A 25,126-nucleotide genomic window follows, 5' to 3' on the forward strand; every position below is an offset into this window, starting at 1 on the left:
TTTGGGACTAAGCGAACTGCTTGAGGAAGCGGACGTCGTTTTGATAATAGTAGCGGATGTCATCGACCCCTTGCAGGATCATGGCGATGCGCTCGATGCCCATGCCGAAGGCGTAGCCGCTGTAGACTTCGGGATCGATGCCGACAGCCTTGAAGACTTCGGGGTCGACCATGCCGCAGCCCATGATCTCGAGCCACTTGTTGCTCAGTTTGCCCAAGTCGGGCGAGAAGAAGTCCATCTCGAAGCTCGGCTCGGTGAAGGGGAAGAAGCTTGGACGCAGGCGTGTTTTTGCCTTTGGACCGAAGATGGTTTTTACGAAGTGGTCGAGTGTGGCCTTGAGGTCGAGGAGCGTGACGTCCTTGTCCACATAGAGACCTTCGATCTGATGGAAGTTGGCACTGTGGGTGGCATCCGGCGTATCCCGGCGGAAGCATCGGCCCGGTGCCACAATGCGGATCGGCGGCTTCTCTTTCAGCATGGTGCGGATCTGCACGGTTGAAGTGTGGGTCCGAAGAAGGTATTTCTCGTCGCCCTCTTTGCTGACGTTGCTGACCTTCAGTTCGTCCGGCAGGTAGTAGGAGTCCTGCATATCGCGGGCCGGGTGGTCGCCGGGAATGTTCAAGGCGTCGAAGCAGTAATGCTCGGTTTCCACCTCGGTCGCTTCAGCCACCGAAAATCCGATGCGGCGGAACAAGGCCACAACTTCCTCGCGCACCTGGGCGATCGGGTGCAGGGTGCCGCGACTCAAGTCCGGGCAAGGCAGGCTCGGATCGATGGCGGGCCCCAGCTTGGCAGCCAGCTCGCTCGCTTCGAGGCGCTCCAGGACCGCATCGAATTCAACCGTCACAGCGGTCTTGGCTTCATTAATCAACTTGCCCATGGCCGGCTTGTCCTCTTTCGGGACCTTGCCCATGCCCTTCATGACCTCAGTCAGGGCCCCCTTGGGACCTGAAATGGTCGCCTTATAAGCCTCAAATTCGGCACGCGTTGTGATTTGGGGCGCCTTTTCACGCACCCCCGCGACGATGGCATTTAACTCTTCTTGCATGATTCCGCAGATTACAGTGAAGCGGAAAGGCTTTCCGTCTAGGCAATTTTGTCGAGACGGTTTTCGCGAAACTTCGCGCCACCCCCGGATCAAACGTCGAAGACTACGAACGAAAGCGCCGGTTTATCAAACTGATGACGGGCCATCACGCATCTCTGCGAGCAGATGTCGAGTTCGCTCAACGAGCGGCTCCGGCCTCGACCACAGCCACCAAGGCATCCAGACTTTCCGCACGCGCCATCTGCTGCATCCAGGCATCGGGTTCGTCTGACGCCACGCTCCTCCAGGCCTCTTCCCCTGCCCTGCCCGTTTTATTTTCTAAAATGAAACGGATCATTTGCTCAAAATCTTCCTGCCGCTCCGAGAGCGGCGGAATCGATAAGCGATGGGCGGCGAGCTCAAAGTACAGGTATTCATCGATCGCTCCGGAAGCAAAGAACTCATCAAAGCCCCCATTAATGAGGAACAGGATCCGACGCCCAGACGAGATGCGCTTCAATTCAAACGCCAGAAAGCGCTGAAGAGCAACCGGCAGAGCGCCCAGCGAATGAAGTACCAGCGTGCCGCCGGCTGAAAGCTCTAGCGACCGCTCCCACTCCCCCTCAAACTGGCGAGAATTCCCATCCGAGCCAGTGCCACACAGCTCATCACAATCTATAGTCACGTACGCCCCCCCCCGACTGGGGCCGCTCTCGTGAAGAAAACGTGCCACCTCAGCTCCCCCCATGGCCACAGCGCCCTCAATTAAAACCGGCTCATGTAACGGAAGAAACTCTTTAACTTGCTCACATAAGCCTCGCACCGCGGAACTCTGCCCCTGCAAGCTTAGTATCGAGTCCATACGATGTGAAAGCAGTACGCCATCCGTTCTTTCCTCAACGCAGCCATCTTGCTTCAAAAGTGAAATAACACCGGTCTTCAGATGCTCGGGGTGAACCGGCGTTGCGAGCAAGCCGATGCGTCCCGGTAATTCAGCCAACACTGCAGCTCGCTCATGCGCACTCGCACTCAGCAATAACACTTTTGCTGTCGGATCAGTCGCACAGATCCGCAACAGAAGCCCGAATCCTGATCCTGACTGGACAGCGTCATCCACCACCACTAGATCATGCCGTCTTTGCAGGTAGCGATTATAGGCGCTTTCGACATCCGACAGCACCTCGGATTGTATCTCAAGATCGAGCGATGCGCACAAGGCGAGAACGGCATCCGCATCCTCACGATCATCATTCACCAACAGCAGACTTAAACCAGGAACAGACATCACAGAGTTCCAGAAATGGGAAATAGAGTATTCATAAAAAACGTTAGTTATCACAGAACATAGAGGAAACAACCTAGAATTTACCCCGCCGGCGCGTAGTCCAACCGAAAAGCCTACGCATACAACAGACAAACAACTACTTACACGATTTATACAACGAATGAATGGTACTTATACCAGTTCGCCACCTCCCATTCTTTACCAGGATGCCGACTATGTCGCGATCAACAAACCCGCCGGCTTGCTCGTCCACCGAACGGGTCTGGCGTCCGACGCCTCCGAGTTCGCCCTGCAATGGCTCAGCGGGCATCTGGGTCAAAAAGTCTTTCCCTGCCACCGCTTGGACCGCCCGACGAGCGGGGTCCTCTTGTTTGCACTGCACCTGGATGCCTTACGCGCCATGGAAGAACAATTCAGGGGGCAAACCGTCCGGAAGTCGTATCTAGCTGTTGTCCGTGGCTGGACGGAAGGAAGCGGACAAATTGACTCGCCTCTCCGGTCCGAAGAAAATCCCGATAAGGTGCAGGATGCCTGCACACGGTATGAGCGACTGGCCCGGAGTGAACTCATGGAGCCAGTCGGCCGATATTCAAGTGCGCGTTTCTCCCTGCTTGAGCTCAAGCCGCAAACAGGACGCAAGCACCAGTTGCGCCGTCATATGGCACACATACGCCATCCGATACTGGGCGACACCCGCCATGGGGACGGCACCCAAAACCGGTTCGCGCGGGCCCGTCTGGCATGCCCGCGCCTACTCCTGCACGCCGGCGAACTGACGTTCAGCCATCCGAAAGGCGGGCAAAGCGTGCAGATTCATGCACCACTTCCCGATGCATTCGCTCAGGTCTTGGATGCACTTGGTTGGGGTATCCACAAAACCGCTTAAACATCAACCGGAAACAAGCTGAGAATGGTGGATTTCAGGCGTTCGATCTTGATCGGCTTGGCCAGATAGGCATCCATCCCCGCATTCATGCAGCGTTCCGCATCGCCGGAGAGTGCATTTGCGGTCAGGGCCACGATCTTAATTGACCGGTTGGACTCACCGGCCCGCCCCTCACGTATCGCCTGGGTGGCTTCCAGACCATCCATCACCGGCATTTGCAGATCCATGAAGACCAAGTCTCCCTCGGACTCACTCAAGGCTTCAACAAGCTGTTCCCCGTTTTCATAGAAGTCAGCCTGCCAGCCTAGACGCTTAAGCATGATCATCAGCACCCGCTGGTTCGCCAGGTTATCCTCCGCGACTGAGATACGAAGCGGCAGATTGTCTCCCGCCTTGGCTTCCGCCTGACCGGAAGAGCGAGCCGTAGTAGCCGGGGCCGCCTCCGGCTCTGATTCTGTCGGACTTTCTTCGGGAGTGGGCAAGCCGACCTTGATCCGCGTAAAGAAACTGGAGCCCTCGCCCGGCGCGCTGGTCGCCCAAATACGCCCGCCCATCGCTTCGGCCAGACGCTTGCTGATCGCCAGGCCCAGACCAGTCCCGCCGTATTTGCGGGTCGTCGAGGTATCCCCCTGGGAAAAAGGCCTGAACAGGTTCTGCATCTGGACGTCATCCATGCCGATACCGGTATCCCGTACCTCAAACTCCAGTTCACAACGCCCTTGGGGATCGGATGGCTTTGGTATATGGATACAGCTGACAACCAAACGAATTTCTCCCTTGTCCGTGAACTTCAGGGCATTTCCCAGAAGGTTGATAATGATCTGACGTATCCGGGTTTCATCACCAAAGACATCCCTCGGGACGGAGGGCTCGACCTCCAGTTCCAGACTGATACCTTTGGATCCGGCATCGTTAAAAAACAAGGCCACCACCTGGCGCAACATGCGGACCAAGTGGAACTGGCGCACCTCCATGTTCATGTGCCCGGATTCGATCTTGGAGAAATCAAGAATATCGTTGATCAATTCCATCAGGGACTGCCCACTGGTGCGGATCGTCTCCACGTAATCCTCCTGCTCCTCGTCCAACTCGGTTTCACGGAGCATTTCAATGAAACCAATCACGCCGTTCAAGGGAGTCCGGATTTCATGACTCATGGTGGCAAGGAAATCACTCTTGGCCTTGTTGGCGACATCCGCCTCCCGGGCGGATTCCCGCGCTTGCTCAATCGCCTCATTCAAGCGCGCATTGGCCCGCTCCAGTTCATTTCGGGCATTCTCCGCATCCTCCATCATGCTCAGGGCCACCTTGCGACCGTTTTTCAACTCTTCCGCACGCGCCAACAGGTCCGCATTGGCCGCAACCAGTTCCTTTTCCGCCCGCTTCCAGCGCTGCTCCGTCTCGCCCCGCTCTCGCAAGGTTCTTCGAAGGGTTTGCACCAGCTCATCGAATTCATTGAAATTGAAGGTATGCGGCATCAAGGCGGACCCTTCTCGCCCCCCACTGGCCAGACGGTCGTTTAAAAGTGACAGGTTGCTCTCGACCATCGAGGCCACGTGGCGGGAAACCAGAACCGGCACCGTCAAGCCAATCACCAGAATCGCGAAAGCCAACGATAGGTCCTGAAACAGCTGACGTTCGTGGGGCAGCAGACGTTCGCGACGAATCGCCTCGATCTCATGTATCCGGTCAGCGGGAAAGCCATCCATCCGGAGCACCTGCTGGTTGATCTGGTTCATCACCGCCTCACGCTGCTCCATGTAATAGATAATCCGGGTCGTGGAAATCCATCCCACCACCAGGAGAATCACGAGTATCATGGGTAGACCGGCGTAGAGCATGAACGCACGGGTAATGGTCTGGGCCCGGCTAGACATTTTGACCTCCCGGCTTTTTCGTCCCATCAGGGGCCAAATTCGTCAGATCCGCATGCTCGGATTTATCATCCACCTTGTAGCGCACTGCTTGACCGGCTTCTTTCAGCAGCTCGTTGACCTCGCCTTTCAGTTCGAGAATGCGGTGCTCCCGTCGCGCCATTCCAAACCTGAAGCGTTCGAGATCCCCCATGGCACGTTCGAACGCAAGCGAGGAGTCCCCGCGGTTACGAACCGGGAAAAATGCAGCTTCCATCATATGGCGGTGGGCCAAGTAGTTTCCACTCATCGCCAGTTCGAGCTCGCCCCCCGGCAGCTGACAATGCAGCAAGGCCGGCACCGTCATCGTCTCACGAATCAGACCGTCCACCACCCGTTCCAACTGGGTGGCTTCGACTCCCAGCAGTTCATCCAGGCTCCGGCCGCGTGCACGCTGCTTCCCCTCGGCCTGGATCAGGTCCAGAAAACCCGCACTCGCACGGTCGACGATGAGCGTCCCCACATCAAAGAGCACCAGACTGGCCGTTGAGTTCTGATAGAGGTGATCGATCCGCTCCCCCAGCATTCCAACTTCGGAGACCCGCTGGTGATCCAGCTCGGTGATACGATGCATCAAACTGCGTTCCCGAAGAATGAAGGCGGCAACCGCCACTCCGCTCAATAGCGCAAACACCACCGCTTGAGCCGTCCCGACCCCGAGACGGTAGATAACGAATCCGATCGAGGAAAAAGAAACCATTCCCATCACAAGAGAGGCCAGGAGGTCCTGATAATGGGGGGGCTGCGGAGGGTTGCTGGATCGGTCCGGGGACATGTATGCCGCAAGTAAGCTGCTGGTTTCGAGGCGTATAGATATATTTTAAAGAAACAACGAGATTCTCACACGAGACTTACAGGGTGAAAACGGCCAGCGAGGCAAAGCAAGGCCGACGGGCACTTAAAGTTCAATTTCCGAAGCGTCCTTCCACAATTGGTCCAGCCGGTAAAAATCGCGCATCTCTGCAGTCTGTAGATGAACCATGAAATCAAAAGCGTCCACAACCACCCAGCCACTGGTCACAGTGCGATCCTCGCCGACCAGTTGAACGCCTTGCTCCTTCAGCACTCGGTCCAGTTCGCCCTTCAGTGCTTTCAAATGCGGATCCGAAGTCCCGGTGGCCAGTACCAGATAGTCGGTAATGGTCGACTTGCCACGCACATCCAGAACACGTACGTGCTCCCCTTTCTTGTCTTCAATCGCCTGCACAGCGCAGCGAATTTCGTCCAATGTCGTCAGTTTCGGTTTCGGTTTGGAATCAGGCATGTCTTCTTATTCAGCAGAGGCGTAGAGTGCTTTTTCAGTAATAAAAGAACGAACCGCCTCCGGCACAAGCCCTTTGATAGACTCTGAATTGCGGCACTTTTCCCGAACCATGGTCGAGCTCTCCTCCATCAACGGTGCGTCCACACGCGTGAACCGAAGACCGGCGACCGGTGGCGCCTCGGGACTGTACCCGGGACGGGCGAGGACCAGATAGGTGACCATTGACGACAGCGCTTGAACCGACCGCCAACGGTCCAATTGCTCGAACTGGTCGGCCCCAAGGACCCAAAAAAGCTCGGCCCCGTCGAGCAGCCCCCTGAAATGCTTCACCGTGTCGATCGTGTAACTGATTCCGCCACGACGCAATTCATAGTCGTCCACCGAAAATCTGGCCTCGCCGGCCGTAGCCAAGTGCAACATTTCAAGGCGTTCCGCATCCGGGGCCTGCGGCCCCTGCAACTTCAACGGCGATTGTGACGCCGGGATGAAAATGATCCGGTCCAGTAAAAGCGCACGACAGGCACACCGGGCCACCTCAAGGTGGGCGTTGTGCACGGGGTCAAAGGCCCCGCCGTAAAGGGCGACACGGCTCGCAGGCTTGGCTGGCATCTTAGATTGCATACGGAATACGGTTTGCTTTGACCTCCAGGTCAAGCTGGACGATAGCCTTGTTCGAACTCCGTAGAGCACATTATGCAAACCCAAACATCGGGGGAAACCCATCAAACGCTGGCCGAAAGTCTGGAAGCGAGCCTCGCATCACAGGATGAACGGGGCCCCTCGATCGGCGAACTGTCAGATGCCGTTGGCGAAAAAGGATTTGGCTTGCTCCTGCTCATCCTTTCATTGCCGAGCGCCCTGCCCGTGCCCGCGCCCGGTTACAGCACCCCCTTCGGCATCGCGATCGTCCTCATCGCCATCCAAATGCTCATCGGCCGTCAAACCGTCTGGCTTCCGGAACGCACCAAACGGGTCCGGATCAACCCCAAGCTGGCATCCAAGATGATCGGTGCGGCTTCAAAGTTTTTGCACATGATCGAGCACCTGATAAAGCCGCGCCAACGCTGGATCAGGTCTCAGGCGGGTCAGTCTGCCATGGCAGTCGTCATCGCAATCATGGCCTGTCTCATGATCCTGCCGATTCCGTTGACAAACACCTTTCCGGCCATGGTGATATTCATGATTGGGGTGGGCTTGTCTGAAGAAGATGGCCTGCTGGCCATTGCCGCCTTCGCGGTCGGACTCTGCGCCATCGCCCTTTATGGCTACATCATCTATCTGGTAATCCGCGAGGGACCACAAGCCGCAGAGGGAATCAAGGACTGGATCAAGGCCCGACTCGGCATGGGCCCGGACAATGCAGGCTAGCCGGTCAAAGCGGAGCAGCGCAAGCCTGATGCAAGAGCTGGATCGCTACGATCCAGCCCGGTAAGACTACCGAGCACTCAGCTCGCTGTCACTGACATCCAGCCTCTATAAGGATAATTACCGGTCAATACCGGAACATCCCGATCAGTCCGGACTGGCCGACTCGGTCGAGAAAATCTGCCAAGCACTGGCGACTCCCGCCGAATAGAGCGAAGAGGGGAACCGCGAGACGACCGTTCGCATTCAACGGTTGATTTCACAACGCGTTCGCCTACATTTCTATCCGTCGCACACCAACGGAGCGCAATGAAACAGCCAACCCTAGCAGAGATCGCGGCCGCTTGCGGCAACCTATCCACCTCGACCGTATCCCTGGCGCTGCGCAACAGCCCCAAGATCGCCCAAGCAACCCGCGAGCACGTGCTCTCAACCGCCCGTACCATGGGCTACCAGCCCAATCGCACACTTTCGCGCGTCATGAGCGAAATCCGCAGCGGTGGCAAGCAACACTACAAGGAGAACATCGCCTATCTGGTACCCCATACCCAAGGCTACGAAACAGCGATCTACCGCGGCATCCACCAGCGAGCCAAGGAAATTGGCTACGGCATCGAACGCTTCGACCTTCAAAGCAGCGAAAACCACCTTTCAGGCCTGGCCAACAAACTGAAAGCGCGCGGCATCCGTGGCGTGATCGTTGCGCCCTTTACCCAACCAAAATCCCAACTCCCACTCGACTGGACAAAGTTTGCGGGCGTTTGCATCGGATACACCCTCTCAGAACCGAACCTCTCACGCATCGCCCGTGACTTGGTGCATTCCGTACGACAAATTTTCTACCATCTGGAAGCACGCGGCTACCGCAAAATAGGCTTCGCCATGCAAGAGGAACATGAAGCTCGCATGGACTACGCGAATCTTTCCAGCTACCTGCTTTACGAATGGCAAAGCCCGAAAAATAAACGCGTGCCCCCGCTCGTAACGAAAAACTTGGACGAACAACGCTTCCAAACCTGGTACGCCAAACACCGTCCCGACCTGATCGTCACCATGCACCATGCCATCCCCATCTGGCTGAAAAACATGAACATCGCCGTCCCGGACGAAACCGGCTTATTTGTCCTCAACACAAAGGCACCTGATTCCAAGCTCTCAGGAATCTACCCTGATTATGAGTGCATGGGCGCCTCGGCAGTGGAACAGGTCACCAGCCTAGTCGAACGCGGCGAATTCGGAGTCCCCACCTCCCCCAAAACGATACTCGTCAATGGAATCTGGATTGAAGGTACCACCATTACACAGCCCCCACAGGAATAAAAAAACGCAGACCCGAAAGCCTGCGTTTCCCCTATATATCAGTAGACAACAGATAAGATCTGCAACGGATATCCACAGAGCCGGATAGCGCAAGGCCTTACATATTCAACCGTTGAATCATCCCCTCAGGCACAAGTACAGCTGAAGGCTTGAATGGCACGAGCTTAAGGGAGGGCGGCCGTCTCCAGCCGCCGCGATTCGGCAGGCCGAGCCCAAATTAATACGACTTGCTTCGGCTCCGCCGAAGATTCTGTGGGGCTCCGCCCCATGGCGGAGAGGGAGGGATTCAAAGATCCAGTAAACAGGGTCAGACTACCCTTTCGAGCGGACGAGGACAGAAATTGCATGGCTACGGGAGAAAAGCCATGCCGTGCAGGTGCTACGGGATGCGGTTGAGAATTGCTTAGACAATGACATGCGAACCAAGGAAGCATTCGCAGCAATCACTACTTAAAGAGACATGGGATTAATAATCTGCTTCTACAAAACCTTAGCATGGGACTGGAGATCACCAAGCCATCGCATCGTGAATTCGCAATGAAGTGCTTTCTCAACGAGCTTCTAGAGTCCTTGAATTCATAGATTTGGGTAGAGCCCAAAAGCCTAACGCATTAGTGGTTGAAACATTATTAGCATACTGCTCTAATCCATATCCCTAACTTCCCCACGTAAATCATCACACAGTCAAAGAGATATATGATACTTTAGGATACACCAAACTACAAGATTCATAGCTTTCGTACTAGAATGATTAGATTCAAGCCGAACAATCCATCAAACGGGTCGAGTCCTCCCCCTGTTCAGAAGTAGTCCCATCTTTAATCATGCACTTTTTAATCGGTCAAGAAGCGAGATTTAGATATACAACGATGGGCAGCAAATTCTTACTTTTTTCATTGGGAATATTAGCCTCCACCTCGGGAACCTCATCTGCACAAACCGATCCATTCGCACCTCAAAACGGTCAGGCAACTTCAGACCCATTCGCGGCGCAAACCGGCATTTCAGGTAATCCATTTCAGGAAGACGACCCGTTAGCCCCAACCCCGGACCAACAATCAACTCAAACTAAGAAAAGTGAGCATGTAGATCTACTTCCCGTCGAGAAGAAGCGCGCCGTCGTTGTGATTGAAGGTTCTAGAGGAAGAGGAACAGGATTTATCGCAAAGATGAAAGGTGTTCTATTCGTCGTAACCAATATCCATGTAATCAAAGACAATACTAAGCTGAAGTTCATGACGATGGACGGCGATATGCTTTCAATAGACGACGTGTATGCTGCCAAAGGCTACGACATTGCGATCTTGAAGTTAAGTAATCAAAATCGCCTGAACTATTTCAACATTACCCAAGATGTCTTTTCGAATGTATCTGTTGGAACTGAGGTTCTGATACCAGGAAATAGTCTTGGCGACGGAACTATACTTCAAACAAAAGGATCAGTCGTCGCAGTGGGACCAAAGCTCGTAGAACATAATGCGCCAACATTCGCAGGCAACAGTGGCAGCCCCGTAATTAAGACGACCGACTGGGAAGTCATTGGGGTAGACACTCTTTCAACTAGACGAGATTTGCTAGATTGGTTCAACCAGCACTCCAAAAATCAAAAAGGGTCTCAAGTAAAAAGTGATGTAAGGCTATTTGGCTATCGCATCGATAATATCAACAGTTGGGAGAGGGTTACATTTGATGAGCTTGAGCGCCAACACCAAGACATCACTCGCATACAAACCGAGGTTCTATGCGTATTATCTGCGGTATGGGGCACCAACTGGCATTATCAGCGGAGCGATACTGTATCACGAATCATCAATCGCTATCTTGAGAAGACCTCAAACCCATCTCTTTCAGTTCAAGACGTAGAGTATCAAAAAAAATTGGCTAGGTCTGCACTCTACAATCATCTGACAACACAAAGGAAAGAGGCTGTAAAGAATAGCAAAAAGGCATATGCCCTAATGGGCCAAGACTACACCAATACAATTAACTTCTGCGACCAATTGATCGAGTACGTAGGTCGCTACTATGAATCAGAAAGTTCGAAAGACCCTTTTGAAACACGTTAACCTAATTCGAACTCTGGATTAGGGCAACCGCTAACAATACCCCAGAACAACCAGAGCACAGAAATATACTATGAAATACATCGCCATCTTACTGTTCCTTGCACTTGTTGGAGCTCCCATTTCAAGCTATGCCGCTAAGTGCAGTCCGACCGGAACTTGTTCTGCATGCAAGAACTGTTCTTCATGCAAAAACTGCTCCAAGGACGGAGGCAACTGCAGTGTCTGCAAAAAGAAATGATCAAAGTAAAATTACTTTTTGCTAGCCTTGGCGGAATGGGTCTCACCGCAGGAGTAACAGCCGTATCGGCAGGAATGACACCGATAGTAATTCCGGAAGTATTGTCGGCTTAGCGGGATATGGACTTTATCGATCAATTAGAAAATGAGCTCCTAAAAGGAATTCTTGATATTGGTCGAGTTCCCAACGTGAGCCAGAGCTTTCTGTTAGTCTAGAGGAGTTAATGAGTTGTTCTATACCGTATAGTATATCAATGCCCGACAGGAGGCCCAGCATTGTGTTGGTTGTTCTTCTTCAATCTCTTGTTGAGCAAACTGAAGCGGCGCGATGCAGCCGAGTGACCGGTGATCGAACATTAGCGCTTACAGGCGACACGATTGTAACCTACATTGTAAAAGGGGCCCAAGAAGACACAATAGCCGCTTAATCCCTTTACTGGCGCAGCCCCGCCCCATGGCGGAGAGGGAGGGATTCGAACCCTCGGTACCGTTTCCAGCACACATCCTTTCCAGGGATGCACAATCGGCCACTCTGTCACCTCTCCTCGCAAAGGGAAGCGACCAGCAAAGTTTTCCCCGTAACAAGGTCAACTGAAAAGATGAAGGAAAACGGATTGTTCCGTTGAAGTGAAATCTTGACCGTCCTTTCAAGAGCAATCAGCCTGAAAACTGCAGACAAGCAACTCCCTTAACTCATAGACTAACAATGCGTTCGACACTACTCTCCCTCATTCTAATGACCTCCGGCGCCTTCGCCGCGACCGACAGCCAGTGCCCCTTCCACACCGCCGGATTCCGCGTCGGGACGGACATCGAGGACGAGATTTCGCTCTGGTCGGCCGAAGTGTTTAGCGAAATCAACAGCCCCTGGAACTGGCAACTGACCGAGAAACTGGTCCTGGACATCGAGTTTGAGGCCGCCATCGGTATTGTGGATGGAGAAGGCCAGACTGCGGTCTACGGTTCTATCGGCCCGGAAGCCAAGTTGAGCTACGGCGACTTCCCCCTCATTTTGGCGGTCAGCTCATCCCCTGCACTTTACTCGGAGGACAGCTACGGCAAGGTCGACATTGGCAGCAACTTCCAGTTCATCAGCCGTATCGGCGTCGACTGGAATATAAACGACACCTGGACTGTCGGCTATCGCTACCAGCATACGTCCAATGCCGACCTGGCTGATCCGAATCCCGGCTTGGACATGCACACGCTGGCAGTGGCCTACCAGTTCTAGTGCAAGTCCCGAGCTAAGTCCCAGAAGGCCGGCGGTTCCACCGAGTGGCGCAAATCATCGCCCACAAGCAATCCAGGCAGGGCGCAACGCCCCCCGGAAGTATTCCAGACGCCCCGGAGATCAATAAAGCGGCTTCGATTTCGCTCAAGACTCTAGAATTGGACTTGGAATAGCGCATCGCCTGAACCATACCCCTTAAGATGATTTGGCTGTATCGGCTGCTTTTCTTACCCGGATTGATCCTCGCGCTTCCCTACTACGGACTGAGGATGTGGCGGCGTGGCGGCTACAGTAAGGACTTCAAACACCGTTTCGGCTATTTCCATCCGCTCCCAAAGACCTCTTCCCCAAAGAAGCGTATTTGGTTGCAAGCTGTCAGTGTCGGCGAAGTGCTCGCTGTTGGCCCGCTACTCCAACACCTGCAGCGCAACGGGGACGTTGAAATCGTCCTGACCACCACAACCAGCACCGGTTACGCGGAAGCACGCAAACGGTATAGCGGACAGGTGCTCAGCATCGGAATTTTCCCCCTCGATTTCTGGCCTTTCTCCGGCAATGCATGGAAACGCATCCGGCCCGACGCCATCGTGTTGACCGAGAGCGAGCTTTGGCCGGAGCATCTGCACCAAGCTCGCAAGCGCAACGTCCCGGCATTTCTGGTCAATGCCCGGATGTCGGACAAAAGCTACGAGCGCTACCGCAAACTGCGACCTTTGGCCCAGTGGCTCTTCGGTCAACTAGAGCACATCTACGCAACCAGCAACTTGGACCAACAACGCCTCATCGAACTGGGAGGCAACGAGACCCGGATCACATGCCCGGGCAGCATCAAGTGCGATGTCGAGATCAACCCCCGTCTGGATGCGACTGCCATCGCGCAGCTCCGCAGGGAACTGGGCTTCTACAACGAGTCCGGCATGCCCTGCTTCGTACTCCTCGGCTCCTCCATCTGGCCCGGCGAGGAACGCCCGCTACTGCGCGCCCAGGCCAGCCTAATCGAAGCAGGCTACGACTGCAGACTCTTGCTCGTCCCCCGTCATGCCGAGCGTGCCGCCGAGATCGTGAATGCCTTGGAGGCACAGGACCACAGCTGGCACCAACGCTCAAAGGGCAAAAATCCGAATCGCCCGGTACAGATTCATCTGGCCGACACCACAGGTGAGCTCACCGTACTCAGCCAGTCGGCAAACCTCGCCTTCATCGGCAAAAGCCTGCCGCCCCACGACGGCGGCCAGACACCGATTGAACCCGCCGGCATGGGCCTCCCCCTGATCATGGGACCCAAAATGACGAACTTCAAAGCAATCAGCCGGGCACTCGTTCACAATGGCGTCGGCATTCAGGTCGAGGACGAAGACAGCCTCGTACAGGCATTGGTCGCGCTAGCCAACGACTCCCCGAAGCGGCAAGCCATGTCGAAAGCGGGTCTGGACTGGCACCAACGAAACCGGGGCAGCAGCCAACGTATCGCCGAAAGCATCATCGTCGACCTCAAGGGCGAAGACTGACCGGCGCTCAGCGAAGCTGACGCAGCGCTTCGTAGGTCGCAATGCCCGCCGCCGTCGACAGGTTCAGGGAACGCAAATCCGTATTCGCATGCGGGATCGTCAAACGCTGCCCCTCCATTTCCGTATGCAGCCACTCGGGCGCGCCATGTCCTTCATTGCCAAAAACAAGGCCGTCATCCTCCGCGTAACTCACATCCCAGTAGACATGATCGGCTTTGGTGGTAAAAAGCCAAAGTCTTCGCGGCGCGAAGGGGCTCACACGGAAGGACTCCCAATCTTCATGGTGATGCACATCCAGCGAATGCCAGTAGTCCATTCCGCTCCGCTTCAGATGCTTGTCCGTAATCGTAAACCCAAGCGGGTGGATCAGGTGCAAACGGCTTTTCGTGATCGCGCACAAGCGGCCTATATTTCCCGTGTTCTGAGGGATCTCCGGATTAAAGAGAACGAGGTGCAACATCCGTCGGCTGTACTAGGAAACTAGGCGGTCCCAGTTGACCACAATCACGGAAACCCAGCAGATAAAGCAGTTCAGCAAGGCAATCAGGACGGCCGCGCTGCCCATATCCTTGGCCCGCTTCGCCAACGGCCGATTCTTCATCGAGATGTCATCAACCACCGCTTCGATGCCCGAATTGAGCAGTTCCACGATGAGTATCAGCAAGACACTCCCGACCAGAAACAGGTGATGCGTCAGTTCAACACGGAGCAGAAAGGACAGAGGAATGAGCACACAGGCCAGAAGCGCTTCCTGCCGGAAAGCCGCTTCATGCTTAAAGCTCGAAGCAATACCTTCGAACGAATAATACAGCGCTTTGAACAAACGCTTCACGCCGGTGTTCTTGTAGGCCTTTGGATCAATCTCTTCGGAATTCATAGAGCACGATGTGTCGGCATGCCATGCATCATAATCACAGACAGATGTCGACTGCTAAACCAGCCCCCGTCCCTCTTCAGGCAGCTCCGCAATCCGGACGCGAATCCCCTCACCTTCAAAAAGTCGAAGCACTTTCGGATCCGCCCGGCTATCGGTGACAAGGAAATCCAGCTTCCGGACCGGCGCAAAGATAAACGGGCTCTTCTTCTCGAGCTTACTGGAGTCGCAGACCACGCAAACATTCTCCGCACGTGGAATCAAACGCTCCTTCAGCACCGCCTGCCCCGGGTTGACCTCCGAGGCACCCATTTCGTGATGCAATCCATCGACCCCCACAAAGAGCCACTTGATCATGAAACGCTTCAAGGCGTCTTCTGCCATCGCGCCCACATAGGAACGGGAACGTTCCTCGTAATTTCCACCGGTACAGATCAGGTCATATTCGGGACGCCCTCCCAAGGCCACGATCACATGGTGCGCATTCGTCAGAATCGTCAGCGGAACCGCGGGCAGATAGTCAGTCATGGTCAGTACCGTCGAACTCGCATCCATGAAAATCGTGTCCTTCGGCTCAATTAAACGAACAGCCTCGCGGGCAACAACGGACTTTTCAAACCGGCTCACCGACTGGCGCGCCGGCAGCGGCAGATCATGCCGCGAATCACTCACCCCGGTCGCACCCCCATGGATACGTACGATACGCTTTGCCCCAGCCAGCGCCTCAAGGTCTTTGCGTATCGTCTCATTCGTCACGCCAAAGGCAGACGCCAAGTCCAAACTACGCACCGAACCCTCAGACTCAATCCGCCTTAAAATCAACTCCTGACGCTTCGATGGCAGCATGGTGCAAAAAAAATTCCACCTCTGAATCAATACACAAAATTGGAATTCACAAGCGTTGAAGTTGGATATCCTTGGGATTTCACATCAGTCAAGCTCACATTCCAAAGCAATACACAAGAATTAGCACAAGAATCCGTCTCCGACTTGCGGAACACAACCATATATATCCCATATCTCATTATTTATTAATGACTTGCATAACCAGAAAAACAGATACTACTTTAAATATCACACACCCACCCTGAACCTAAAACCCCAAGAATTACACAATGAACCCCTATGCAGCCGAGTGCCTTGGCACTGCCCTACTCATCCTTTTCGGCAACGGCGTCGTTGCCAATGTCCTCCTCAATAAATCCAAAGGCCAGCATGGTGGCTGGATCGTCATTACCTTCGGCTGGGGTCTGGGAGTGGCTCTTGCGGTCTACGCAGTCGGCCGCGTATCCGGCGCCCACATCAACCCGGCGGTCACCGTGGCGCTGGCATCCATCGGCGCATTTGACTGGGCTCAAGTCCCTGGCTATCTTTTCTCCCAAATGTGCGGTGCCATGATAGGTTCCATTCTGGTCTATTTGACGTACCTGGCGCACTGGAAAGAAACCGATGCACCGGAGCTCAAACTGGCCTGCCACTGCACCGCCCCCGCGATCCGTAAGACCGTCCCGGCCTTCATCAGCGAATTTATCGGCACTGCGACCTTGGTCTTTCTCGTCCTCGCCCTGGGCAAAGTAGCCGACGGAGCCATCTCGGATCAATCCTCCTGGACTGCCGCAGTCGGGACTTGGTTTGGGCCCATGCTGGTCGGCATCCTGGTCCTCGCCATCGGCCTTTCCCTGGGAGGTCCGACCGGATACGCCATCAACCCGGCCCGCGACCTCGGACCCCGCATCGCCCACGCCATCCTGCCCATTGCCGGTAAAGGCAGTTCCGACTGGGCCTATGCCTGGATCCCGGTCGTCGCCCCGCTACTGGGCGGCGTCGCCGGCGCCAAACTCTTCGTCCTTCTGGCACTCTAATAACCAAAACACACAAACCCCACCCATCATGCCTCAGAAAAAATATATCCTCGCTATCGACCAAGGCACAACCAGTTCCCGCTCCATTGTCTTCGACCACGCTGGCGAAATCGTTTCCATCGCCCAAAAGGAATTTCAACAAATCTATCCGAAGCCCGGTTGGGTCGAGCACGACCCGATGGAAATCTGGTCGAGCCAAAGCTCGACGGCCGCCGAAGCGATCTCAAGGGCGGACCTCTCCCGCGATGCCATTGCAGCGGTCGGCATCACCAACCAGCGCGAAACCACCATCGTCTGGGACAAGGAAACCGGCAAACCGGTCTATAATGCGATCGTCTGGCAAGACCGCCGCACGGCCGATTACTGCCGCAAGTTGAAGCAGGACGGTTACGAAAAGATGGTCAGCGAGAAGACCGGACTGCGCCTGGATCCCTATTTCGCAGGAACAAAAGTACGCTGGATCCTTGAGAACGTTCCCGGCGCACGGGCCAAGGCCGAAGCCGGCAAACTGCTCTTCGGCACGGTCGACTCATGGCTCGTTTGGCAACTCACAGGCCACAAGGTGCATGTCACCGACATCACCAACGCCAGCCGCACACTTTTTTACAACATCGACCAGGACGGATGGGACGACGATCTGCTCGAGCTCTTTGACGTCCCCCGCAGCATGCTTCCGGAAATACGTTCCAGCTCCGAGATCTACGGCCATGTGGAAGACAATCTCTATCCCGGAGGAGCACCAATCGCGGGTATCGCCGGTGACCAGCATGCCGCCCTCTTTGGCCAGGCATGCTTTACGCCCGGAATGGCGAAAAACACCTACGGCACGGGCTGCTTCCTGCTCATGAATATGGGCGAAAAGCCCGTCCGCTCAAAGAACAACCTACTGACCACGGTTGCCTGGCGCATCGGAGACAAAACCGAATACGCCCTGGAGGGATCGATCTTTATCGGAGGTGCCGTCGTGCAGTGGATCCGGGACGAGCTTCAACTGGTGCGTACCGCACAGGAGCTCGATCAACTGGCCGACACGGTCGACGATGCGGGCGGCCTCTTCCTCGTGCCCGCCTTCGCCGGCTTGGGCGCCCCGCACTGGGACCCCTATGCACGGGGTGCCGCCGTCGGCATCACCCGCGGCACCAACCGGGCACACTTCTGCCGGGCGGCCCTGGAGTCGATCGCCTTCCAAAGCGCGGATCTCATTACTTCAATGGAAAAAGACAGCGGCTTGAGCCTGAAGGAGCTGCGTGTGGACGGCGGCGCCTGCCGCAGCAACCCACTCCTCCAATTCCAGGCGGATCTCCTGCAAACCGAAGTGCAACGCCCCAAATGCATCGAAACAACCGCACTGGGCGCCGCCTATCTCGCCGGCCTTGCAGTCGGTTACTGGGAAAGCAGGGACGCCATCACCCAGTCCTGGGAGATGGAACGCAAATTCGTACCACAGAAAGATCCCGCCGCCATGGAAGACTTGCGCAAGGGCTGGGACAAGGCGCTGGAGCGCGCGAAGAATTGGGAAGACGTCGTCGACGAATAAGACACCGCCCGAATACACGAAAAATCATCATCACCTGTCTTATGAGAACAATTCAACGCCACATCATCTCCAGCCGCCTTGTCCCCAGCGCTTGCCTGCTGGTCCCCGGACACATGCCGTACCCGGAAGACTGGTGCAACCCAGCCGTCTCAATCTAAGCAAATGACACCCACCACCCCCTGAAAATCATGAAACGTTCCATCTCACTTGATCGCGCCAAGAGCGCTGAAAAACCATTCGACGTCATCGTCATCGGCGGTGGCGCTTCCGGACTCGGAGCCGCGGTCGACGCCGCAGCTCGAGGCCACAGCGTCGCACTCTTCGAACAGTCCGACTTTGCCAAAGGCACCTCCAGCCGCTCCACGAAACTCGTGCACGGCGGGGTCCGCTACCTGCAACAGGGCAATATCTCGCTCGTACTGGAGGCACTCCGCGAACGGGGCAGACTGGCCCAGAACGCACCGCACCTGGTGCGCTCCCAAGCCTTCGTCATCCCGAACTACTCGTGGTGGGAAGGCCCCTTCTACGGAATCGGCATGAAGGTCTACGATCAACTCGCAGGAAAGCTGGGCCTATCCCCGTCACGCCACCTCAGCCGCAAGGAAACCATCGAGAAGATCCCCACCGTCGAGCAGGAGAAGCTCGTGGGAGGGGTCATCTACCATGACGGCCAATTCGACGATTCCCGCCTTGCAGTGAACCTGGCACAAACCGCCGAAGAACTCGGCGCGGCCATGCTCAACTACTGCCGATGCGTCGGACTCGTAAAGGAAAACGGCGTCGTATCCGGCGTCCAAATACACGACCTTGAGAACGACGAAAAGTTCGAGGTAAAGGGCAAGTCCGTGATCAACGCCACCGGCGTCTTCGTCGACGACCTGCGCCAGATGGACGACAAGGAAGCCAAAGGGATCATCGCGGTCAGCCAAGGGATCCATATCGTGCTGCCGAAGAGCTTCCTGCCCGGCGATTCCGCGATCATGATTCCCAAGACCGCGGATGGCCGTGTGCTCTTCGCCGTCCCCTGGCACGACCATGTGGTGGTGGGCACGACCGACACCCCGCTGGACAGCCACAGTCTCGAACCGAGGGCCCTGGAAGAGGAACGCGACTTCGTTCTGACCCATGCCTGCAAGTACCTGACCAAGGATCCCACCGCGGATGACGTACTCAGCGTCTTCGCCGGCCTAAGGCCCCTGGTCAAGGCGGGGGACGGTTCGGATACCGCCGCACTCTCGCGCGACCACAGCATCATCGTCAGCGGCAGCGGCCTGATCACACTCACCGGCGGCAAGTGGACGACCTACCGGAAAATGGCCGAGGATGTCATCGACCAGGCAGAGACTTTGGGCGGACTGGACCATAAGCGCTGCGAAACCGAAGACATGCAAATTCACGGATGGACCCGCGCGGAAGCGGTTCAAGCGAACCTGTCCCCATACGGTTCCGACGGTCTTCACATACAGGCACTGCTCAAGGAATCCCCTGAGCTTGCCGAAAAGGTGCATCCCATGCTGCCCTACCAGAAGGCGGAAGTCGTCTGGCACACGAGGGAAGAAATGGCACGCACCGTCGAGGATGTGCTGGCTCGGCGCACCCGCGCACTCCTGCTCAATGCAGCCGCTTCAATCGAGGCCGCACCGGTGGTCGCCGAGCTCATGGCAAAGGAACTCGGACGCGATGCCGCATGGCAGAAGGCACAGATCAAGGATTACTCCGAACTGGCAGCCGGCTACGTATTCACCAATCCGGCCAGTACCGGCGCCACGAAGTAAACTTTTCTTCATACGTAAGGAAAAATCAGGGTAACACGATCAAGTAAGAGTGGAAGGCCGGGGCATGGTTGCCCCGGTCTTTCATTCGGGTTCGAATTGACGATGGAATCTCAGGAATCGGCCATCGACGCAATCGCCCCAAAACAAAAAAGGCCGGGCGAAAGCCCGGCCTTTGTCATGCAAAGATGGATACGCTTACTTGGAAAGCTCGACAGCGGCATCGACGATACCGGCGAAGTCGCTGGCCTTGAGGGCCGCGCCACCAATCAGGCCACCGTCAATGTTCTTTTGAGCCAACAGGTCGGCAGCGTTGCCCGGCTTCATGGAACCACCGTAGAGGATGCGGACCTTATCGGCCGCTTCTTCTCCGAGGATACCTGCAAGCAGGCAGCGGATTTCCGCGTGGACTTCCTCGGCCATTTCCGGAGTCGCAGTCTTGCCGGTACCGATCGCCCAGACGGGCTCGTAGGCGATGACAAGATTTTCAGCTTGGTCGGCAGTCACGCCGGCCAAAGCGCCTTCGGTCTGGGTCTTGATAACTTCGTTGACCTTACCGGCCTCACGCTCTTCGAGCGTCTCTCCGATGCAGACGATCGGCTTCAGGTTCGCCTCTAGGGCCACCAAAGTCTTCTTGTTTACGATCGCGTCGGTTTCACCGAAGTATTGGCGACGCTCGCTGTGACCAAGAATGACGTAGGAACAGAAGAGGTGGCGCAGCATTTCAGCCGAGATTTCACCGGTGTAGGCACCGGAAGCCTCGAAGTGCATGTTCTGTGCACCCAGAGCGACATTGGAATCGTTGACCACCTTGGAGACCGACTCGAGTGTCGTGAAGGTCGGGCATACGCAGACGGCGACATCGGTTTGGGCACCGACAAGGCCGACTACGTCCTTGGCCAACTCAGCACCCTCGGCCGAGTTGAGATTCATTTTCCAGTTACCTGCGATCAGGTATTTACGTGCTTTTTTGCTCATTATTTAGAATGTTCGAATTTAGAATTCAGGTTTGCAGCTTAAATTAAGCCTGGTCCAGTGCAGTCACACCAGGAAGCTCTTTGCCTTCGAGGAACTCGAGGGAGGCGCCGCCACCGGTGCTCATAAAGGTCACCTTGTCGCTGTAACCCGACATCTTGATCGCCTTGACGGAGTCACCACCACCGATGATGGAAATACCATCCGACTCGGCGATTGTTTCGGCCACAGCGAAGGTGCCCTTGTTGCAGGCGTCGATTTCAAAGATCCCCATCGGGCCGTTCCAGAGAACGGTCTTGGCTGCGGCGACTTCAGCCTTGAAAAGCTCAATGCTCTTCGGACCGATATCAACACCTTCCCAGCCGTCTTCAATCTCCCCGTCGAAAATCTTGGTTTCACCGACGGTACCGGCACCGAAATCAAGGTCCTTGACTGCCAGGTTGTCGACCGGAAGCAGGAACTTCACACCCTTTTCCTTGGCCTTGTCCAAAGCGGACTGGGCGGTCGGGATGTGATCGGGCTCACTCAGGGAATTACCGACCTTACGGCCTTGTGCCAGAGCGAAGGTGTAAGCCATGGCACCACCAATGATGATGGTGTCGGCCTTTTCCAGCAGCGCGTCGATCACCTTGATCTTGTCGGAAACCTTAGCACCGCCAAGAATCACGGTAAAGGGACGGTCCGGGTTGGCTGTCTTGTCACCCAGGTAGGCCAGTTCCTTCTCGATCAGGAAGCCGCAAACACAGGGGGAAAGGTGGGCGGTCACACCGGCAGTCGAAGCGTGGGCACGGTGGGCGGTACCAAACGCGTCATTCACGTAGGCATCGGCACACTTGGCCAGAGCCGCAGCAAATTCGGCGTCATTGTCCGTCTCACCCTTGTAGTAGCGGACATTCTCGAGCAGTGCGATCTCGCCATCCGCCAAAGCAGCGACGGCCGTCTCGACTTCCTCGCCGATGCAGTCCTTTACGAAGGTGACCGGCTTGCCCAACTTCGCAGCCAGGTCGGCCGCAACCGGAGCCAAGCTGAACTCGGGCTTCTTTTCGCCCTTGGGACGCCCCAGGTGGCTGCAAAGGATCACCTTGGCACCCTGCTCGACCAAATGCTGGATGGTCGGCAGTGCAGCGACGATACGGGAATCGTCGGAAACGGCGCCGTCTTTAAGCGGCACATTGAAGTCACAGCGGACGAGCACGCGCTTGCCGCCGAGGTTTACGTCTTTGATGGATTTAGTAGCCATTTTCTTGAATGGAGAATGAAAGTTTGAAAGTACGGTCTTGAATTCGAAAAAGGCCGCCGCGATCAGGGTATCCGATAGGGAAAACCTGCCGCGACGGCCTGAAATTCAATCAAGTGATTACCGAGATCCGATTAGAGGAACTTGGAAACCTTTTGAACGAGCTCAACAACGCGGTTGGAGTAACCCCATTCGTTGTCATACCAGGACACCAACTTGAAGAAAGTGTCGCTCAGTGCGATACCGGATCCGGCGTCGAAGATGGAGCTCAGTTCTTCGTGGATGAAGTCGGAAGAGCAAACTTCGTCTTCGGTGTAACCCAGGATACCCTTGAGCGAACCTTCGGAAGCTTCCTTCATCTTTTCACAGATTTCTGCGTAGGAAGTGCTCTTTTCAGTCTTCACGGTAAGGTCGACAACCGAAACAGTCGGAGTCGGCACGCGGAAGGCCATACCAGTGAGTTTGCCTTGAACGGCAGGAAGCACCAGACCAACAGCCTTAGCAGCACCAGTGGTGGAAGGAATGATGTTGAGCGCTGCAGTGCGGCCACCCTTCATGTCCTTCGGGGAAGGACCGTCAACGGTGCGTTGCGTCGCAGTGTAAGAGTGAACGGTGGTCATCAGACCTTCAGCGATGCCGAAGTTGTCGAGAACAACCTTGGTGATCGGAGCCAAGCAGTTAGTGGTGCAGGATGCGTTGGAGATAATGTCCTGCTCTGCAGTCAACTCGTCGTCATTGACACCAAGAACAACAGTCTTCACACCGTCACCCTTGCCCGGAGCGGAGATGATGACCTTCTTGGCACCTGCGTCGAGGTGGCCCTTGGCCTTCTCGTCTTGAACGAACAGGCCGGTGGACTCGATAACGATGTCAACACCCAGTTCTTTCCAGGGAAGAGCAGCCGGACCTTCACGGACGGCCAGCGTCTTGATTTCTTGACCATTCACAACCAGGATATCGTCACCCTTGGTTTCTACAGTGCCCTTGAAGCGGCCTTGTGTGGTGTCATACTTGAGGAGGTAAGCGAGGTTTTCTGCCGGAACGAGGTCGTTGATCGCAACAACTTCGATTTCGCTGCCGAGGAGGCCCTTTTCTACGAGAGAACGAAAGACCAGGCGACCGATGCGGCCGAATCCGTTAATACCAATTTTAGTAGCCATTATTTATCCTGTTTAGTTTTCAGTTTTAGGTGAAAGGATGAGGACGTGCTCTTGTAGTCTGCCGGAGCAGCATGGCAAGAGTTAATCGACACCCTCCTCATCCAGAAAATACGGCCCAAAAGCAATTCTAATTTTAATTTTTTTATAAATTAGACGCGCTAACGCACTTTAATCCCGCCCCAGCAAGGCATCAGGGGGGTTAAATACCTTGACAGCCGCCCCCTTTAAGAGGACTTATACGGGACTCATCCTCCGCTAATTCTAGGGATTCAGGAACCGGGAACGCCCTAGGAGGTCGAGAAAAACATCATCACTACCAGCCCGTCGCGAAATGCCCCGGGCAAACTACCACTCTTTACTATGAAAATCCGCAATTGGGACACCTTTGCCTTCGTCGTCGTGTATCATGGCCTGATCATCGGGCTGCTGCCGCTTTTTATCGCCCAGTTTTCCTGGGCAGCCGTCCTGCTCTTCCTGATCACCTACGTGATCGGCGGTCTCTCCATCACCGCAGGCTACCACCGCCTGTACGCACACAAGGCCTACGCCGCCAATCCCGTATTCGAATGGTGCATTCTGCTCGGCTCAGCTCTCTCCTGGGAAATGTCGGCTCTCATGTGGTCGCATGACCACCGCCTTCACCACAATCATGTGGACACGGACAAAGACCCCTACTCGATCAAGAAGGGATTCTGGTACGCGCACCTGCTCTGGCTGTTCGACTACAAGCGCAAATACGACCCGAGCCTGGTCGCCGACCTGCTGAAAAACCCGCGTGTTGTCTTTCAGGATAAATATTATGTGCATCTGGTCCTCATCGTGAACCTGGCGGTATTCGCTCTGGGCTGTCTCTGGGTCGGCCCGTTCGCCTCCTTCTACATGGGCTTTCTGATCCGCATGGCGATGATCCACCACAGCACCTGGTTCATCAACTCGCTCTGCCACACGATCGGCTCGAAAACTTATGCCCGCGAACTGACTGCCGTGGACAATGCGATACTTGCGCTGCTGACCTTCGGTGAAGGTTATCACAACTACCACCATGCCTTTGCAGCGGACTACCGCAACGGGATCCGCTGGTACCATTTCGACCCGACAAAGTGGCTGATCTGGACAGCGTCCAAGTTCGGCATGGCCAAGAATCTCCGGGTTATCAATACGATTACCCTGCAGAAATCACTCGTCCTTAAAGACAAGAAAATGATCATCGAGCACCTCAGCCATTTGGGGGATGACATGGACGAGCTGGCCTCCGAGCTGAAAGCCCGCCTCGAAGACTTGGCCGCCCGCTTTGATGAGCAGTCCACCGCACTCATGCTCAAAATCCGCGAAATGAAGAAGGCAACCGCCGGCCAGCGCGAAAAGCTGGTCAAGGAAATCCACGCCATGCGCAGTGCATTGAAGCAGATCTGGAACGAGTGGCTGGAAGTCACCCGTATGGCGGCTAAGGAATATCAATTAGCACACTAGGGCAATTGCCCGACGAAAACTCGCGAATACCGCCGAGCGTTCGACTACGCTATATTCTGTCAGCTTTTTTGGCTAAGTCGATTTGCCTGCCTTGGCACAGGCAATACATTGTAGGGTTCTATCTACAACCAGAGGTA

The 25,126-nt window shown here is 55.4% G+C and carries 23 protein-coding genes and 1 tRNA gene; 11 read left to right on the forward strand and 13 right to left on the reverse strand.

Annotated features, from left to right (window positions below; all coding sequences use genetic code 11):
• Positions 1 to 7: 7 nt before the first annotated feature.
• Both pheS and O2597_RS07905 read right to left on the reverse strand, forming a co-directional pair.
• Positions 8 to 1,048, reverse strand: a complete 1,041-nt coding sequence (pheS, locus tag O2597_RS07900; protein WP_269523815.1) for a phenylalanine--tRNA ligase subunit alpha — start codon at positions 1,046 to 1,048, stop codon at positions 8 to 10.
• 178 nt (positions 1,049 to 1,226) lie between these two features.
• Positions 1,227 to 2,366 (reverse strand): sigma 54-interacting transcriptional regulator, encoded by a 1,140-nt coding sequence (locus tag O2597_RS07905; protein WP_269523817.1) that lies wholly within the window; start codon positions 2,364 to 2,366, stop codon positions 1,227 to 1,229.
• Positions 2,367 to 2,472: 106 nt separating this feature from the next.
• Between O2597_RS07905 and O2597_RS07910 the strand changes: the two genes are divergently transcribed.
• The gene (locus tag O2597_RS07910; RefSeq protein WP_269523818.1) at positions 2,473 to 3,198 is read left to right on the forward strand and encodes a pseudouridine synthase; all 726 of its coding nucleotides are present in this window, start codon (positions 2,473 to 2,475) and stop codon (positions 3,196 to 3,198) included.
• Here O2597_RS07910 and O2597_RS07915 read toward each other — a convergent pair.
• From O2597_RS07915 to nadD, 4 genes are all read right to left on the reverse strand, one after another.
• Positions 3,195 to 5,102: an ATP-binding protein gene (locus O2597_RS07915; protein WP_269523819.1), complete on the reverse strand. Its 1,908-nt coding sequence runs from the start codon at positions 5,100 to 5,102 to the stop codon at positions 3,195 to 3,197. The two genes, O2597_RS07910 and O2597_RS07915, sit on opposite strands and share 4 nt — an antisense overlap.
• Positions 5,068 to 5,886 carry a hypothetical protein gene (locus tag O2597_RS07920; RefSeq protein WP_269523821.1) on the reverse strand — a complete coding sequence of 273 codons (819 nt, stop codon included), beginning with the start codon at positions 5,884 to 5,886 and terminating at the stop codon, positions 5,068 to 5,070. The genes O2597_RS07915 and O2597_RS07920 overlap by 35 nt, the downstream gene beginning before the upstream one ends.
• Before the next feature lie 123 nt (positions 5,887 to 6,009).
• Entirely contained in the window at positions 6,010 to 6,375 is a 366-nt protein-coding gene (gene rsfS / locus O2597_RS07925) for a ribosome silencing factor (protein WP_269523822.1), read from the reverse strand.
• A gap of 6 nt (positions 6,376 to 6,381) precedes the next feature.
• Positions 6,382 to 6,984 carry a nicotinate-nucleotide adenylyltransferase gene (gene nadD / locus O2597_RS07930; RefSeq protein ID WP_269523823.1) on the reverse strand — a complete coding sequence of 201 codons (603 nt, stop codon included), beginning with the start codon at positions 6,982 to 6,984 and terminating at the stop codon, positions 6,382 to 6,384.
• A gap of 84 nt (positions 6,985 to 7,068) precedes the next feature.
• Here nadD and O2597_RS07935 point away from each other — a divergent pair, with 84 nt between their 5' ends.
• The 4 genes from O2597_RS07935 to O2597_RS07950 all read left to right on the forward strand — a co-directional run bounded on the left by O2597_RS07935 (position 7,069) and on the right by O2597_RS07950 (position 11,477).
• A complete protein-coding gene (locus tag O2597_RS07935; protein WP_269523824.1) occupies positions 7,069 to 7,743 on the forward strand; it encodes an exopolysaccharide biosynthesis protein in 675 nt (224 codons plus the stop codon).
• A gap of 306 nt (positions 7,744 to 8,049) precedes the next feature.
• The gene (locus O2597_RS07940) at positions 8,050 to 9,060 is read left to right on the forward strand and encodes a LacI family DNA-binding transcriptional regulator (protein WP_269523825.1); all 1,011 of its coding nucleotides are present in this window, start codon (positions 8,050 to 8,052) and stop codon (positions 9,058 to 9,060) included.
• A gap of 824 nt (positions 9,061 to 9,884) precedes the next feature.
• Positions 9,885 to 11,126 carry a S1 family peptidase gene (locus O2597_RS07945; protein WP_269523826.1) on the forward strand — a complete coding sequence of 414 codons (1,242 nt, stop codon included), beginning with the start codon at positions 9,885 to 9,887 and terminating at the stop codon, positions 11,124 to 11,126.
• A gap of 165 nt (positions 11,127 to 11,291) precedes the next feature.
• Positions 11,292 to 11,477 carry a hypothetical protein gene (locus O2597_RS07950; RefSeq protein ID WP_269523827.1) on the forward strand — a complete coding sequence of 62 codons (186 nt, stop codon included), beginning with the start codon at positions 11,292 to 11,294 and terminating at the stop codon, positions 11,475 to 11,477.
• A gap of 341 nt (positions 11,478 to 11,818) precedes the next feature.
• Here the strand turns inward: O2597_RS07950 and O2597_RS07955 are convergent.
• Positions 11,819 to 11,908 (reverse strand) — tRNA-Ser (locus O2597_RS07955).
• Positions 11,909 to 12,069: 161 nt separating this feature from the next.
• On the opposite strand from O2597_RS07955, the gene O2597_RS07960 reads away from it, so the two are divergent.
• Positions 12,070 to 12,594, forward strand: coding sequence for an acyloxyacyl hydrolase (locus O2597_RS07960; RefSeq protein ID WP_269523828.1), 525 nt, complete (start codon positions 12,070 to 12,072; stop codon positions 12,592 to 12,594).
• A 200-nt stretch (positions 12,595 to 12,794) separates the two neighbouring features.
• Complete coding sequence (locus O2597_RS07965; RefSeq protein ID WP_269523829.1) at positions 12,795 to 14,102, forward strand: 3-deoxy-D-manno-octulosonic acid transferase; 1,308 nt, start codon at positions 12,795 to 12,797, stop codon at positions 14,100 to 14,102.
• A 7-nt stretch (positions 14,103 to 14,109) separates the two neighbouring features.
• Here the strand turns inward: O2597_RS07965 and O2597_RS07970 are convergent, their stop codons facing one another.
• From O2597_RS07970 to O2597_RS07980, 3 genes are read right to left on the reverse strand one after another with little or no spacing between them, the layout of a single operon-like run.
• A complete protein-coding gene (locus O2597_RS07970; RefSeq protein WP_269523830.1) occupies positions 14,110 to 14,562 on the reverse strand; it encodes a tRNA (cytidine(34)-2'-O)-methyltransferase in 453 nt (150 codons plus the stop codon).
• 12 nt (positions 14,563 to 14,574) lie between these two features.
• Positions 14,575 to 14,979 (reverse strand): diacylglycerol kinase, encoded by a 405-nt coding sequence (locus O2597_RS07975; RefSeq protein ID WP_269523831.1) that lies wholly within the window; start codon positions 14,977 to 14,979, stop codon positions 14,575 to 14,577.
• A gap of 54 nt (positions 14,980 to 15,033) precedes the next feature.
• Positions 15,034 to 15,822 (reverse strand): DeoR/GlpR family DNA-binding transcription regulator, encoded by a 789-nt coding sequence (locus O2597_RS07980; protein ID WP_269523832.1) that lies wholly within the window; start codon positions 15,820 to 15,822, stop codon positions 15,034 to 15,036.
• A gap of 269 nt (positions 15,823 to 16,091) precedes the next feature.
• Between O2597_RS07980 and O2597_RS07985 the strand changes: the two genes are divergently transcribed.
• The 3 genes from O2597_RS07985 (at position 16,092) to O2597_RS07995 (ending at position 20,150) form a co-directional block, all read left to right on the forward strand.
• Positions 16,092 to 16,838, forward strand: a complete 747-nt coding sequence (locus O2597_RS07985) for an MIP/aquaporin family protein (protein ID WP_269523833.1) — start codon at positions 16,092 to 16,094, stop codon at positions 16,836 to 16,838.
• Positions 16,839 to 16,866: 28 nt separating this feature from the next.
• Positions 16,867 to 18,375 carry a glycerol kinase GlpK gene (gene glpK / locus O2597_RS07990; RefSeq protein WP_269523834.1) on the forward strand — a complete coding sequence of 503 codons (1,509 nt, stop codon included), beginning with the start codon at positions 16,867 to 16,869 and terminating at the stop codon, positions 18,373 to 18,375.
• Between the two features lie 188 nt (positions 18,376 to 18,563).
• Entirely contained in the window at positions 18,564 to 20,150 is a 1,587-nt protein-coding gene (locus tag O2597_RS07995) for a glycerol-3-phosphate dehydrogenase/oxidase (protein WP_269523835.1), read from the forward strand.
• Positions 20,151 to 20,345: 195 nt separating this feature from the next.
• Here O2597_RS07995 and tpiA read toward each other — a convergent pair whose 3' ends face one another.
• The 3 genes from tpiA to gap all read right to left on the reverse strand — a co-directional run bounded on the left by tpiA (position 20,346) and on the right by gap (position 23,519).
• Positions 20,346 to 21,125 (reverse strand): triose-phosphate isomerase, encoded by a 780-nt coding sequence (gene tpiA / locus O2597_RS08000; RefSeq protein WP_269523836.1) that lies wholly within the window; start codon positions 21,123 to 21,125, stop codon positions 20,346 to 20,348.
• A gap of 43 nt (positions 21,126 to 21,168) precedes the next feature.
• Positions 21,169 to 22,362: a phosphoglycerate kinase gene (locus tag O2597_RS08005; protein WP_269523837.1), complete on the reverse strand. Its 1,194-nt coding sequence runs from the start codon at positions 22,360 to 22,362 to the stop codon at positions 21,169 to 21,171.
• 131 nt (positions 22,363 to 22,493) lie between these two features.
• Entirely contained in the window at positions 22,494 to 23,519 is a 1,026-nt protein-coding gene (gene gap / locus O2597_RS08010; RefSeq protein ID WP_269523838.1) for a type I glyceraldehyde-3-phosphate dehydrogenase, read from the reverse strand.
• A gap of 360 nt (positions 23,520 to 23,879) precedes the next feature.
• On the opposite strand from gap, the gene O2597_RS08015 reads away from it, so the two are divergent.
• Positions 23,880 to 24,989 carry an acyl-CoA desaturase gene (locus O2597_RS08015; RefSeq protein ID WP_269523839.1) on the forward strand — a complete coding sequence of 370 codons (1,110 nt, stop codon included), beginning with the start codon at positions 23,880 to 23,882 and terminating at the stop codon, positions 24,987 to 24,989.
• Positions 24,990 to 25,126: the final 137 nt, after the last annotated feature.

Source organism: Coraliomargarita parva (genome assembly GCF_027257905.1).
In the GTDB taxonomy this organism is placed as follows: domain Bacteria; phylum Verrucomicrobiota; class Verrucomicrobiia; order Opitutales; family Coraliomargaritaceae; genus Coraliomargarita_A; species Coraliomargarita_A parva.

What these genes read in the sequence shown, in the direction of transcription:
- O2597_RS07945 (WP_269523826.1), top strand. Translation starts at nt 9,885, where the DNA reads ATGCACTTTTTAATCGGTCAAGAAGCGAGATTTAGATATACAACGATG.
- O2597_RS07970 (WP_269523830.1), bottom strand. Translation starts at nt 14,562, where the DNA reads ATGTTGCACCTCGTTCTCTTTAATCCGGAGATCCCTCAGAACACGGGA.
- O2597_RS07940 (WP_269523825.1), top strand. Translation starts at nt 8,050, where the DNA reads ATGAAACAGCCAACCCTAGCAGAGATCGCGGCCGCTTGCGGCAACCTA.
- O2597_RS07965 (WP_269523829.1), top strand. Translation starts at nt 12,795, where the DNA reads ATGATTTGGCTGTATCGGCTGCTTTTCTTACCCGGATTGATCCTCGCG.
- O2597_RS07980 (WP_269523832.1), bottom strand. Translation starts at nt 15,822, where the DNA reads ATGCTGCCATCGAAGCGTCAGGAGTTGATTTTAAGGCGGATTGAGTCT.
- O2597_RS07910 (WP_269523818.1), top strand. Translation starts at nt 2,473, where the DNA reads ATGAATGGTACTTATACCAGTTCGCCACCTCCCATTCTTTACCAGGAT.
- glpK (WP_269523834.1), top strand. Translation starts at nt 16,867, where the DNA reads ATGCCTCAGAAAAAATATATCCTCGCTATCGACCAAGGCACAACCAGT.
- O2597_RS07920 (WP_269523821.1), bottom strand. Translation starts at nt 5,886, where the DNA reads ATGTCCCCGGACCGATCCAGCAACCCTCCGCAGCCCCCCCATTATCAG.
- O2597_RS07985 (WP_269523833.1), top strand. Translation starts at nt 16,092, where the DNA reads ATGAACCCCTATGCAGCCGAGTGCCTTGGCACTGCCCTACTCATCCTT.
- O2597_RS08005 (WP_269523837.1), bottom strand. Translation starts at nt 22,362, where the DNA reads ATGGCTACTAAATCCATCAAAGACGTAAACCTCGGCGGCAAGCGCGTG.
- pheS (WP_269523815.1), bottom strand. Translation starts at nt 1,048, where the DNA reads ATGCAAGAAGAGTTAAATGCCATCGTCGCGGGGGTGCGTGAAAAGGCG.
- O2597_RS07915 (WP_269523819.1), bottom strand. Translation starts at nt 5,102, where the DNA reads ATGGGACGAAAAAGCCGGGAGGTCAAAATGTCTAGCCGGGCCCAGACC.
- O2597_RS07960 (WP_269523828.1), top strand. Translation starts at nt 12,070, where the DNA reads ATGCGTTCGACACTACTCTCCCTCATTCTAATGACCTCCGGCGCCTTC.
- nadD (WP_269523823.1), bottom strand. Translation starts at nt 6,984, where the DNA reads ATGCCAGCCAAGCCTGCGAGCCGTGTCGCCCTTTACGGCGGGGCCTTT.
- O2597_RS07975 (WP_269523831.1), bottom strand. Translation starts at nt 14,979, where the DNA reads ATGAATTCCGAAGAGATTGATCCAAAGGCCTACAAGAACACCGGCGTG.
- gap (WP_269523838.1), bottom strand. Translation starts at nt 23,519, where the DNA reads ATGGCTACTAAAATTGGTATTAACGGATTCGGCCGCATCGGTCGCCTG.
- O2597_RS08015 (WP_269523839.1), top strand. Translation starts at nt 23,880, where the DNA reads ATGAAAATCCGCAATTGGGACACCTTTGCCTTCGTCGTCGTGTATCAT.
- tpiA (WP_269523836.1), bottom strand. Translation starts at nt 21,125, where the DNA reads ATGAGCAAAAAAGCACGTAAATACCTGATCGCAGGTAACTGGAAAATG.
- O2597_RS07995 (WP_269523835.1), top strand. Translation starts at nt 18,564, where the DNA reads ATGAAACGTTCCATCTCACTTGATCGCGCCAAGAGCGCTGAAAAACCA.
- O2597_RS07950 (WP_269523827.1), top strand. Translation starts at nt 11,292, where the DNA reads ATGCAAGAACTGTTCTTCATGCAAAAACTGCTCCAAGGACGGAGGCAA.
- rsfS (WP_269523822.1), bottom strand. Translation starts at nt 6,375, where the DNA reads ATGCCTGATTCCAAACCGAAACCGAAACTGACGACATTGGACGAAATT.
- O2597_RS07935 (WP_269523824.1), top strand. Translation starts at nt 7,069, where the DNA reads ATGCAAACCCAAACATCGGGGGAAACCCATCAAACGCTGGCCGAAAGT.